9 protein-coding genes are annotated in these 12,632 nt (G+C 36.7%); 3 read left to right on the top strand and 6 right to left on the bottom strand.

All coding sequences use genetic code 11. From position 1 onward, the window contains the following. Positions 1-60 precede the first annotated feature (60 nt). Genes lptC through AC1RNE_RS10375 form a run of 3 tightly spaced genes read right to left on the bottom strand, consistent with a single transcriptional unit; the run spans position 61 to position 2,765 of the window. Complete coding sequence (gene lptC / locus AC1RNE_RS10385) at positions 61-669, bottom strand: LPS export ABC transporter periplasmic protein LptC (protein WP_492800905.1); 609 nt, start codon at positions 667-669, stop codon at positions 61-63. A gap of 13 nt (positions 670-682) precedes the next feature. After that, a complete protein-coding gene (bamG, locus tag AC1RNE_RS10380) occupies positions 683-2,023 on the bottom strand; it encodes a BamG family beta-barrel-assembly machinery protein (protein ID WP_492800904.1) in 1,341 nt (446 codons plus the stop codon). A 13-nt stretch (positions 2,024-2,036) separates the two neighbouring features. Then, positions 2,037-2,765 (bottom strand): type III pantothenate kinase, encoded by a 729-nt coding sequence (locus AC1RNE_RS10375; RefSeq protein ID WP_492800903.1) that lies wholly within the window; start codon positions 2,763-2,765, stop codon positions 2,037-2,039. A gap of 167 nt (positions 2,766-2,932) precedes the next feature. Between AC1RNE_RS10375 and AC1RNE_RS10370 the strand changes: the two genes are divergently transcribed. Both AC1RNE_RS10370 and AC1RNE_RS10365 read left to right on the top strand, forming a co-directional pair. Beyond that, on the top strand, positions 2,933-4,009 hold the full coding sequence (locus AC1RNE_RS10370) for a mechanosensitive ion channel family protein (RefSeq protein WP_492800902.1): 1,077 nt from the start codon (positions 2,933-2,935) through the stop codon (positions 4,007-4,009). 86 nt (positions 4,010-4,095) lie between these two features. Continuing rightward, positions 4,096-5,112, top strand: a complete 1,017-nt coding sequence (locus AC1RNE_RS10365; RefSeq protein WP_492800901.1) for an SMP-30/gluconolactonase/LRE family protein — start codon at positions 4,096-4,098, stop codon at positions 5,110-5,112. Between the two features lie 270 nt (positions 5,113-5,382). Here the strand turns inward: AC1RNE_RS10365 and AC1RNE_RS10360 are convergent, their stop codons facing one another. The 3 genes from AC1RNE_RS10360 to AC1RNE_RS10350 all read right to left on the bottom strand — a co-directional run bounded on the left by AC1RNE_RS10360 (position 5,383) and on the right by AC1RNE_RS10350 (position 10,807). Then, positions 5,383-8,073 (bottom strand): valine--tRNA ligase, encoded by a 2,691-nt coding sequence (locus tag AC1RNE_RS10360; protein ID WP_492800900.1) that lies wholly within the window; start codon positions 8,071-8,073, stop codon positions 5,383-5,385. Between the two features lie 255 nt (positions 8,074-8,328). Beyond that, a complete protein-coding gene (locus tag AC1RNE_RS10355) occupies positions 8,329-9,312 on the bottom strand; it encodes a ribonucleoside-diphosphate reductase small subunit (protein WP_492800899.1) in 984 nt (327 codons plus the stop codon). A gap of 520 nt (positions 9,313-9,832) precedes the next feature. Next, the gene (locus AC1RNE_RS10350; protein ID WP_492800898.1) at positions 9,833-10,807 is read right to left on the bottom strand and encodes a hypothetical protein; all 975 of its coding nucleotides are present in this window, start codon (positions 10,805-10,807) and stop codon (positions 9,833-9,835) included. 170 nt (positions 10,808-10,977) lie between these two features. On the opposite strand from AC1RNE_RS10350, the gene AC1RNE_RS10345 reads away from it, so the two are divergent. Beyond that, the gene (locus AC1RNE_RS10345) at positions 10,978-12,600 is read left to right on the top strand and encodes a sodium/sugar symporter (RefSeq protein ID WP_492800897.1); all 1,623 of its coding nucleotides are present in this window, start codon (positions 10,978-10,980) and stop codon (positions 12,598-12,600) included. The last annotated feature ends 32 nt before the right edge of the window (positions 12,601-12,632 follow it).

The raw sequence follows: 12,632 nt of genomic DNA, 5'->3' as shown, positions 1-12,632 counted from the left end.
CTCTATGAGGCTATTTTGTCAAACTTTCCTATTTTAAGAGAAATTCGGGATGACTCATATTTATGGTAAACTTTTCACACTAACTACCCCTGTTACTTTTCTGATAGTATATTCCGTAAAATCCTGATTTGAATCCATCCCTATGCCGTGTAGGATATTTTCGGGTGTATTTACATCGACAGGCTTATCTGTATAAATCCTCTTGGTATCTGGGTTCCAGTATAGTTCGTCAGTAGCTAAGGTCTCGTGTTTTATCTGGTTGTTGATTAGTACCCTTCCCATGATGTGATACACATTTCTCATACGAATATACCTTGCTGAATCACTCCTTAAAGTAGTACTGTTATTGCCCTGTTTATCAAAAAAGAAAACCCTTACTTCATTTGGATACACCTTATCTTCATTCGGCATCGTCAATTGACTTTCTGTTGACATTCTAACAACCAATCTAGCAGAATCTGAATAAACCATGTTTACACCATATATTTCTGAGATGGGGCCATTATACATCTTTTTGACGATTTCTTTTTTCTCTTCATAGCAAGCCGTTAGACAAATACTCAATAAACCGATGAGGACGAATAAAAATGGGCGTAAAACAGATTTGACAACCCTTGTCGGAGTTGTCAAATCTGGAAATAGCTTCAAGTATATTTTTAATTGATTCATACAATCAGAATAATTAATCAATTTTTGGTTTACGGAACCAATAAAAGTCACCTAACGAGAAGCCCACCACTACTTTACTATATTGTTCTTCTAATCCATTGCTCGAAAGTACCCCTCTTTTCCCTCTCACAAAAGCAATGTTTACATAAGAAATAGTACGCAAAGGCAACGATACTCCTACCGAAAAGCTCATGTCTTTGGCTGCTTCATTACCATTATAACTATAAGGAGATTGTGTATAGTTAGCTCCCACACGATACATCACGTGATTGAAATAACCAGAAATAGCATCAAACTTTGGAATATACTCAGCACCAACCGCTACGGTATAAGCATCTCTAAGTCCTTCCGACGAACCATATAAATTTTTATAGCCAGTCCATTTTGTCGTAGAGTAATCTACTGAAACCACTAATTTCCCTGGTTTTTCAAGGCTAAGCCCAAACTTATAATTGGCAGGAAGCGTTATACTTCCATTCGGATTTGATAGGGTATCAGCATTAATAAGGGTAATACCTGTGGCATCATAAATGTCGAATCCGCCAAGATTTTTTAAACCAATCTTTTGGGCAAATTCAGCCGTTGCACCCACATTCAAAAAGTATTCTTTGCTGATTTTTGGTCTCCAAAGGTAGCCTAATTTAAAATGGACACTTGAGTAATTAGAGCGGTCAAAATATTTTACTTGATAGTTTTGTCCATCCGTAAGATTTTGAGTGGTAATATCTCGGTTAATTACACCGAATAGATAAGAGGTTTCAAGCCCCAAATACATATTTTTAGTAATTCTTACACCATTGCTGACAATTGCTTTACTAAGCCCACCATCACCATTGTAAGTAAGCGTCGAGCTATCTGTTCCGATTACATTCAGTCTTCTTGATGTAACTGTTTTATAGTTTACGTTAGAGTAAGGCGTTAAACCCAACGCTAATGTCCAACGAGGCGAAGCAGGTAAAGATAACATTACAGGGCCTAACGTTCCGTTATAGGTATTAGAACGCTGTTTGCTGTCTTGCATCGCTTTGAATTCGGTATTTACACCCATTTCAAAAACAGTATAGCGATTTCTTGCTAACACGGCTGGATTCAATGTATTTACATAAATACCATTAGAACTAGCAACACCTAAGCCACCCGACATTGAACTTACTGCTGTTCCACCATTGTAAATTTCACCAATTCCTAAAAATGAAAAAGGAGAGTTCGTTTCTTGAGCTTGTGTTGAATGAAATGCCAAAAGGCAGGAAACAGCAAAAAATAAACGAGAAAATGATGTGAATAAGAATTTAGAAGCAAGTGCTTGATTGTAATTTTTTCTATTTACAACCCTTGAAGGGATTGTTGCTCGCATAAAATTTGAAATACTATTTATTTTGTTCGACATTATATTCTAAAATTCTGTTAAGTCCAATCAGCACCAACTCTGGAATTACAAAGTTCGGGTATTTTATGCGGTTTGCAAAGAATGTAGCATCCCCGCCACATAAAATGACGTTAATTTTTGTTAAAAGCTGATTATATTCTTCAATAAATCCATTAATCTCAGCAGTTATGCCGTTCATTACGCCACTTTGCATGGCATGTGCTGTACTTTTACCTAAAATAATAGGGGCTTCTGTTGGTTCTAATAACGGCAAACGTTTCGTAAAAGTATTCATAGCAGTAAAACGCATCCGTACGCCAGGGGAGATAATGCCACCATGAAAGTTTTCTTCGATGTCAACCAAATCGTAAGTAATACAAGTACCCAGGTCGATAATCATAGCATTGTTTTCAGGAAAAACCACTCTGGCACCAATCGCCGCAGCAATGCGGTCGGCTCCAAGGGTTTCGGGCGTATCATACAATTTAGTGATTGGTACTAGCGTGGTATTTTTTAAAAATAACAATTTTGCCTCAGTATTATCAAAATCCTGCCTTAATTGCTCTTCTGAATAACTAACTGTTGAAATAATAATATTGCTTGGCTTCAAATGTGTTACATATTCCAACAATGCCTGATATGTAAAAGAGCCTTTTTTTTCTATCAGTTTTCCTTGTTCAAAAAGACCAATTTTAGCAAAAGTATTTCCTAAATCTATAGCTAAATTCATATAAAATAGAAGGTGAAAAATTGCCTCAAGAATAATTTTTTCACATAAAAGTGAAAGTACATCGTTTAAAATAAAAGCAAATTTTACAATTTTGGGAACGAGTTTTTAAAATTCTTGTGTTCACTCCAAAAGATGATTGCCATCTTTGCAGAAAAAAATTAAATATTATGGAATTCTTAGAGTCTGAAATTCTTGAAAATAAAGTTAATGATATTCTCTGGTTTATTGGAATTATAATTGTTGGCCTATTAATAAAGCGTTTGTTATCTATATCATTAAGTAAAATACTATATCGTTTTATTAGACACGATAAAGTATCTTTTCATACTTGTATTGAGATGCTCAGAAAGCCCGTAGAGCTTTTTATCGTTCTATTAATGGTATATATTGCTTTTCAATACCTACATTTTCCTGTTTCTTGGAATTTGGTTGCTAGAGAAACATTTGGACTGAGAATGGTAGTATTGAAATGTTATCAATGTATCCTGATTTTCTCCATTTCTTGGATTCTGATTCGATTGATAAAATTCATTTCCCTGATTTTCCAAGAACGTGCTGCACTGACAGAAACTAAGCTAGACGACCAGTTTGTCCCTTTCTTTAAAGATTTGGCCGTTGTGATGTTGTCTGTTACCACCTTCTTTACCATGCTCGGCATTGTTTTCAAGATAGATGTGGTGGCTTTGGTTACAGGACTTGGTATTGGGGGATTAGCTATTGCCTTAGCTGCCAAAGAAACCTTGGAAAACCTGTTTGCTTCATTAATGCTTTTTATGGATTTGCCTTTTGTAGTAGGCGACAATATTCAGATAGATAAAGTATCGGGCGATGTGGAAAAAATTGGTTTTAGGAGTACCCGTGTAAAAACCGTAGATGGTAGTGTAGTTACAATTCCTAACCGCCTACTTACTGCCCAAGCGTTAGAGAACATGAGTACTCGACAATTCCGCAGGGTAAAATCATTAATCAGACTTCAACAAGATACCCCTGCTGATGCTATTCATAACATCGTATCACAAATTCAAGAAGTAGTGATGTCGCATAAGAATATTTATCTTCCCGACCCTGGCGTAACACGCTTTGATGGTATCGGTGATGGCTCTTTGGATATTCAAGTTGCTTATAATGTTGAAAGCAATAATGTAGTTGTTTTGAATGTTACGCGTGAAGAAATAAATTATAATATCGTAGATATCGTAGAGAAGAATGGAGCAAAATTCGCTAATCCAATAGGAAGAATATAACTTAAAATAATATTTTTTATAGGTAGTATTGTGTTTTTTGTATATTTGTGAGGCAACTATCTCTCAATTGATCTCAATACTATTTAATGAAAAGAATAATAGCTTCATTGCTTATACTCGTCGGAACAATGTCAACACAAGCTCAAAAAGTTTATCCAACATTAGGGAAAATCACTCAGTTCGATTCGTCACTTGGAAGCCTGATTTCAACAACATCGAAAATTGAAGTTGTGTCATCAGGGTATATATGGGCAGAGGGCCCCGTGTGGCATAAAGAAGGAAAGTATTTACTTTTTTCGGATGTTCCTGCCAATACTATTTTTAAGTGGAGTGAAGACCTAGATGCTGCTAAGGTCTTTTTATCGCCTTCAGGATACACAGGCTTAGGAGAATATAGTGACGAACCGGGAAGTAATGGATTGACGATTAATAAAAAAGGCGAATTAGTAGCCTGCGAACATGGCGACCGCAGGGTATCATCAATGTCGTTGACCTTAGGGGGCAAAAAAACATTGGCTGATAGCTATCAAGGGAAAAGGTTTAATAGCCCCAACGATGTAGTACAACATTCTGGCGGAGCTTATTATTTTACAGATCCGCCTTATGGGTTGGCTAAAAAAGATAAAGACCCAAGCCGAGAACTTGAATTTGGCGTTTATCGCATTGGTACAGATGGGAAGGTAACTTTGGTAGCGGATGACTTAGTTAAGCCTAATGGCTTAGCATTTTCGCCAGATGAAAAAACTTTATATGTGGCTCAGTCTGACGAAGACCGTGCTATTTATATGGCTTATCCAGTAAACCAAGACGGAAGTTTGGGCAAAGGGAAAGTGTTTTTCGATGCAACTTCCATGGGAAAAGATGAGAAATTAACAGGTCTGCCAGATGGCATGAAAATAGACAAAAAAGGCAATTTATTTGCTACGGGCCCTGGGGGAGTATTAATTATATCACCAGCAGGAAAACTATTGGGAAGAATAGAACTGGGAGCAGGGATTCCTACATCCAATTGTGCTTGGGGAGACGATGGTTCAACGCTTTATATTACCGCAGATATGTATCTATGTAGAGTGAAGACTTTGACTACAGGAGTTGGGTTTTAGCTGTGAGCTATGAGCCGTCAGCTTTGAGCTTTTTTTAAGCTATCAGCTTTCAGATATCGGGCTTCGGTTATAAGCTTTTTACTTTGGCTTTTTTTTAATCAGTGTGAATCAGCGTATCAAATCACCATAAATCAGCGGGTGAAATAAAACTTTCAAATGTCATCTATTACCAATAAAAAAAAAGACTCAGGATTTCTCCCGAGTCTTTTTTATGATATAATTTGAAAATAAAATCTCATAGCTCAAAGCTGACGGCTCACAGCTAAAAAGCTACTTACTCAAACTAGCAATCATTTCTTCCAAAGCCTTAATTTTCGATTCAGCATCAGCCAATTTTTGGCGTTCTCTTTCTACTAATTCTGGTTTGGCATTGGCTACAAAGCGTTCGTTAGCTAATTTAGCTTCGGTTGATTTTTTGAAACCTAAATTATACTCCAATTCCTTCTGTGCATTAGCTAATTCAGCCTCAACGTCTATTTCCCCAGCAAGGTTAATAAAGAACTCATCAGCTTTTACCACAAATGAAAGAGCTCCCTCTACCTTATCGCTTACATATTCAATCGTTTCTGTATTAGCCAACTTTTGAATAATACCTTCTAACGTTTGATAACGTGCTTTATCATCAGTTTTGATTGATAATGGCAAGGCTGTTTTAGGCGAAAGCTGTTTAGCATTACGTGTTTCACGGATTTTGGTAACGATAGTAAACATGGCATCAAAGTCACCTAAAATCTGAGTGTTTACTTCGCCTGCAATTGGATAAGCTGCTCTACAAATACTTTCAGTTTCTCCACGTTGACTAATCGCTTGCCAGATTTCTTCTGTGATAAATGGCATATATGGATGAGCCAAACACATCAATTTTTCAAAGAGAGCAATTGTAGCTTCAAACGTCGCTTTATCAATAGGCTGTTCGTAAGCAGGCTTAATCATTTCAAGGTATTTACCACAGAAATCATCCCAAATCAAATTATAAATCGACAAAAGCGCATCCGAAATACGGAATTTTACAAAATGCTCTTGTACATCAATAATTGTCTGATTCAAACGTGATTCAAACCATTGAATTGCCAAAGAATTGCTTTCAGGCTGAGGGATCCAAGCCAGTTTATCATATTCAATAATCTCACCTGCATTGTAGAAACCACCTTCTGCATCATCTTTAGCGACATGCCAACCTTCTACCAAACGATAAGCATTCCAAACTTTATTACAGAAATTACGACCTTGTTCTACAAGCTTTTCATCAAACATCAAGTCGTTTCCAGCAGGAGAACTAAAAAGCATACCCGTACGAACGCCATCGGCTCCGTATTGAGCAATCAAGTCTAATGGGTCTGGTGAATTACCAAGTGATTTAGACATTTTACGACCTAATTTATCCCGAACGATACCCGTTAAATACACATTTCTGAAAGGCAATTCGCCTCTCCATTCGTATCCAGCGATAATCATACGAGCGACCCAGAAGAATAAAATTTCTGGAGCAGTAACTAAATCGTTGGTTGGATAATAATATTTAATATCTTCGTTATCAGGATTTTCGATGCCATCAAATACAGAAATTGGCCATAACCAAGATGAGAACCAAGTATCCAAAACGTCTGGGTCTTGTGTCAAATCTTCTTCAGTCAAAGCAAACAATTGTAATTCGTGTTGTGCTTTACGCAAGGCTTCACGCTTACTTTTTGCCACGATAACAGTACCGTCTTGCAAGTAATAAGCAGGAATCTGTTGACCCCACCAAAGTTGTCTTGATATACACCAATCTCTCACATTTTCCATCCAAGACGAATACATATTCTTGAATTTCGGTGGATACAATTTGATGTTATCATTCATTACGTTTTCTAAAGCTGGCTGAGAAATTTCCTTCATCTCTAAAAACCACTGCAATGATAATTTCGGCTCGATTACTGCACCCGTACGCTCAGAAGTCTTAACGATAGATTTGTATTCTTCAACTTTTACTAAATGTCCAGCTTCTTCTAATTCTTTAACAATATTTCTACGCGCTGCAAAACGGTCTTGACCTACAAACAATACTGCTTTTTCATTCAAGAAACCTGCATCGTCGAGGATGTCGATTACGGGCAATTTATGTTTTAAGCCTAATTCGTAGTCATTTAAATCATGAGCAGGCGTTACTTTTAAACAACCCGTTCCAAAATCCATTGTTACGTATTCATCTAAAATGACAGGAATGGCACGACCCAATAATGGAATTGTTACTGTTTTGCCATGAAGATGTGTATAACGCTCGTCGTTCGGGTTAATACAAACAGCCGAATCCGCCATGATAGTTTCAGGGCGAGAAGTTGCAATCGTTAAACTTCCTTCTTCTCCAACAACGTTATAAGTAATGTAATATAATTTTGCTTGAACATCTTTGTCGATTACCTCTTCGTCAGATAACGCTGTTTTCCCTTGTGGGTCCCAGTTTACCATTCTTACGCCACGGTAGATTTTCCCTTTTTCATACAAACGCACGAAAGTATCAATTACTGCCTGATACAATGATGGTTCCATCGTAAAACGAGTTCTATCCCAATCGCAAGAAGCACCTAGCTTTTTTAATTGTTCAAGGATAATTCCGCCGTACTTATCTTTCCATTCCATGGCGTAAGCCAAGAATTCGTCACGCGTTAAATCTTTTTTCTCAATACCTCTTTCTTTCAACATCGCCACTACTTTTGCCTCCGTTGCGATAGACGCATGGTCAGTACCCGGCACCCAACAAGCTTCCTTGCCTTCCATTCTAGCCTTACGAATCAATACATCTTGAATAGTATTGTTCAGCATGTGTCCCATGTGGAGCACACCCGTTACATTTGGCGGAGGAATTACAATAGAATAAGGTTCTTTGTCTGGATTTGGCTTTGAAGCAAAGAATTTATTATCGAGCCAATACTTGTACCATTTGGCTTCAATGTCTTGTGGAGCGTATGTTTTTGAAATCATTTTATAAGAATTGTGAGTCAGTCTTTCTACCCTGACGGAAATTTGTTGCAAAGATACGGATTTTGAAGGAAAGGACTCAATTGAACGGAAGGAGATATTGAGAAGAATCAATGATAAGCTTCCTGAAACTGGTCATATTCTTCTAAAGGACTATTGAGTAACAAGCAAATACTTTTAATACCACTGAATCAAACAAAAAAAGCCCTCATTACAATTACTGTCTGAGGGCTTTGTCGTTAATGCTAGCTATTTTGACTAAAAGTCCTCATCCAAAGAGAATGACATTGATTCTTTCTCAGACATGACGCCTGATTTTTGATATTCTGCCACTCTTTTTTCAAAGAAATTAGTTTTTCCTTGTAATGAAATCATCTCCATAAAGTCGAATGGATTGGTTGCATTATATTGTTTTTGTAAACCCAACGCCAACAATAAACGGTCGGCTACGAATTCAATGTATTGACACATCAATTCAGCGTTCATTCCGATTAATGAAACTGGCAAAGCATCCGTTACAAATTCTTTTTCAATAGAAACTGCATCCATGATAATTTTATAGACTGAATCTGGCTCTAATTGATTTTTGATATGCTCTGTATAAAGCAAACAAGCAAAGTCGCAGTGAAGACCTTCGTCTCTTGAAATCAATTCGTTCGAGAATGATAAGCCTGGCATTAAACCACGTTTTTTCAACCAGAAGATTGAACAGAAAGAACCCGAGAAGAAAATGCCTTCTACCGCAGCGAAAGCAATTAAACGCTCAGCAAAGTTGCCATCGTTAATCCAACGTAATGCCCAGTCTGCTTTTTTCTTTACGCATGGAATGGTATCCACAGCACGCAACATTTTATCTTTCTCTACAGGATTTTTTATATATGTATCAATCAACAATGAGTACGTTTCAGAGTGAATATTTTCCATCATAATCTGAAATCCATAGAAACATTTAGCCTCTGCATATTGTACTTCAGAAAGGAAGTTTACTGCAAGGTTTTCGTTTACGATACCGTCTGAAGCAGCAAAAAATGCCAATACGTGGGATATGAAGTGTCTTTCGCCATCATTTAAACGATGTTCCCAGTCTGCTAAATCTTGTTGAAGGTCTATTTCCTCGGCAGTCCAAAAAGAAGCTTCCGCTTTTTTATAGAATTGCCAAATATCATTTTGCTTAATAGGAAACAATACAAAGCGGTTTGGATCTTCAACTAAAAGGGGCTCTATTTGCGTAATGTTTGTCATGGTTTTTAAGGGAATTTTTTGTTCAGCAATTCAGGAACTGAACAATTCTTTTATATAAAATCTTTGTTTTTCTATTGTAATATTTAAAATTATTGGACGTCAGGTACTTAGTGTCTTTCACACTTATTAACCCAAAGCTTTAAGCTTTAATTCTGCTAATCTCTACTTACCGCAACATCAAAAGTAGTTAGGAAGTTATATTTTTCAGGAAAAAAATCTGCTGTTTTTGATAAGCACTCCTTTTTGCAAGACGAACGCTTAATGTGTAAAATTAATTAGATAAAAATTTTAGTGGGCTATTAGGCAGGTACAAAATACATATTCATAAGAAGCTTCAAGCTGATACGATTGCTGAGCTATCTTTTTCAAATTTAGAAAGGTTTTAGCTCAATAACTAAGAAATATTATTGAATTTTTAGAAATATTATTCAGGTCTTAAAATCTCAATTTAAATACTATAAAGTATTTATTTGTTAGGATTAATTGATAGTATTGTCTATCAGAATGTTACAGAATAGTATTAAAAATCTATGCCAGTACTTTTCAAAAATTTTGATGAAATCTTAGATTTACTAGTAATATATCTTATGCTTAACCCCAGATAAGGCGCTACAGGCAAACTAGAAGTACTTAAATTTTCGTTGGCTGAATTAAATGTTTTTACTTTTCGGAAAGCAGTTAATCCACCTTCCACTCCAACGTTGAAAACATTTAATACATGGGCATTGGCCGATAATGTAAACCTAACCTGTTGATAGTTTTGGCGACGAATCATCTTTTCTGGAACAGCATATTCTTGATAACCAGCACTGTATCCATCATACACACTGTTAAAATCCAGATAAAGCCAAGGCTTTGCTTTATACCCTAGGCTAGCTCTGAAGGGTAAAATACCCGAAATCTTCCAGTCATCACCGAGTGCTTTTGTAAAGCCAAATACAGGAATAATTCTAAATTTTTGATTATAGATAATGGCAGTTCCATAAAGAATCTGAGTCCGTAAACCCAAAATACGTAGTCGGGCAGCACCACCATAAAAATAAGGTTGCGGATTCAAGAAAGTTTCATTGGTTTGTGTGATACCTCCACCTACAGCATATACCCACAATTTTTCTCGTAAACTAGCTTTTAATTGAACATAAGTTACCCCTAAAGTCTTGTAGCCACCATCGGGCTGGTCTTTGCCATCAATGGTTGTATTTATTTGTGCAAGGTTCGCAATTAATAAAGAATGTTTTGCTTGAATATCTGCTTTTTTACCAAAACCAATTCCTGCCTGAATTTCTGTACTCAATGGCATAATACCCAAAGCAGTTGTTCTACTAAACCCAAATCTTTGTCCGTTAGACATAGATGTTTCGGGCATAAACTCTGCTCGTAAAGTAATGTTCGGATAAAACAGTTGACTCAAAGACGGCGTTTGAGCGACACTTTTTGAGGATAAGCCAACTACAAAAGCCAGAAAATATATGGAAGGGTTTTTATAAAGCATCATGGAGCAATGTTAATATGCTAGTAAACGACTTATTCAATTAGAAAGTATTTCGAGACCATCGTGATTCAGGATACAAACCGATTTATATAAATATTCCTTAAAATGAGTAAAAAAAATCAATATCTACTTTTAGATATATCTTAGAATTTATTAGATTTTATCCATTTAATATGAATAGCCTTCAGCAGCTCGACTACGTCGTATTTTCACTTTATTTAATCCTTGTTGCTTCGTATGGCTATTGGGTATTTCAACGAGACAAAACTAAAAACACCACTACCCAAGGGTTTTTCTTGGCCGAAGGCTCGCTTACTTGGTGGGCTATTGGGGCATCATTAATTGCTTCTAATATTTCAGCAGAGCATTTTATCGGCATGTCGGGTTCGGGCTTTGCCATTGGCTTGGCTATTTCTTCATATGAATGGATGTCGGCCGCTACCCTCATCATTGTAGCGGTGTTTTTCATCCCTATCTATCTAAAGAATAAGATTTACACCATGCCTCAATTATTGTCTTTACGATACAACGATACCGTAGCAACAATCATGGCAGTGTTTTGGCTTTTGCTGTATGTGTTTATTAACCTTACTTCTATATTATACTTGGGCTCATTGGCTTTAGAAACCATTACAGGTGTAAAATTTGAATACTGTATGGGTGCGTTATCTATTTTTGCTATTCTCATTACCTTGGGAGGGATGAAGGTGATTGGCTATACAGACGTTATCCAAGTAGTAGTACTGATTTTGGGAGGATTAGCCACGACGTATTTAGCCCTCAATATGGTCTCGGATAAATTTGGTGGAGAAGGTGTTTTTGATGGACTGTCTTTACTGAAAACAAAGGCTGATGACCATTTCCACATGATTTTTTCAAAAGGCGACAAGCATTATTACGAATTACCCGGATTGTCTATTCTGATAGGAGGAATGTGGATTAACAACCTTAATTATTGGGGATGTAATCAATACATCGTTCAAAGAGCCTTGGGGGCAGATTTAAAAACGGCAAGAAGTGGAATTATTTTTGCGGCTTTCTTAAAACTGTTGATTCCGCTAATTTGTGTTATTCCGGGTATAGCAGCCTACGTATTATACAACAATGGTTCTTTACAACAAGAAATGGTTGATTTACACGGTGTCGTAAAGCCCGACCATGCCTATCCGTCGTTGATGAACTTATTACCACAAGGTTTAAAAGGATTAGCTTTCGCAGCCCTTACGGCGGCCATAGTAGCCTCTTTGGCAAGTAAGTGTAATAGTATTGCTACGATTTTTAGTTTAGATATTTATAAAAAGATATTAAATAAGGATGCTACCGAAAGGCAAACCGTTTTAATAGGCAGATATGCCGTTTGGGTTTCATTTGCAATAGCATTGATTGTTACACCACAGCTTCGTCATCTCGAACAAGCATATCAGTTCATTCAGGAATATTCAAACTATATTACGCCTGGAGCTTTTGCTTTATTTTCATTAGGCTTGTTCTGGAAAAAGACTACTTCAAATGCTGCAATTATTGCTGCCGTATTGACTTTACCGCTCTCGCTATTATTCAAAATATTACCAGAGTGGATGCATACAGACCCTATTCCTTTTCTAGATAGAACATTATGGGTATACCTGATTTTAGTAATTTTGATGATAACCATTTCGTTGATAGAAGACAGAAGAAAGAAGGAAACAAAAGGGTTTGAAGTAGATACAAGTATGTTTAAGGTATCTAGCTCTTTTGTAGTTATTTCAATGCTGATTTGCGGCGTTTTAGCAGCACTTTATACCGTGTTTTGGTAAAATCAAAACCTAATGTATCAAATGTATGCAAT

This window comes from Arcicella sp. GW822-FHT02H01 (genome assembly GCF_058802005.1).
Note: the sequence above shows the minus strand (reverse complement) of the source record. Positions and strands in the feature narration are given on the sequence as shown.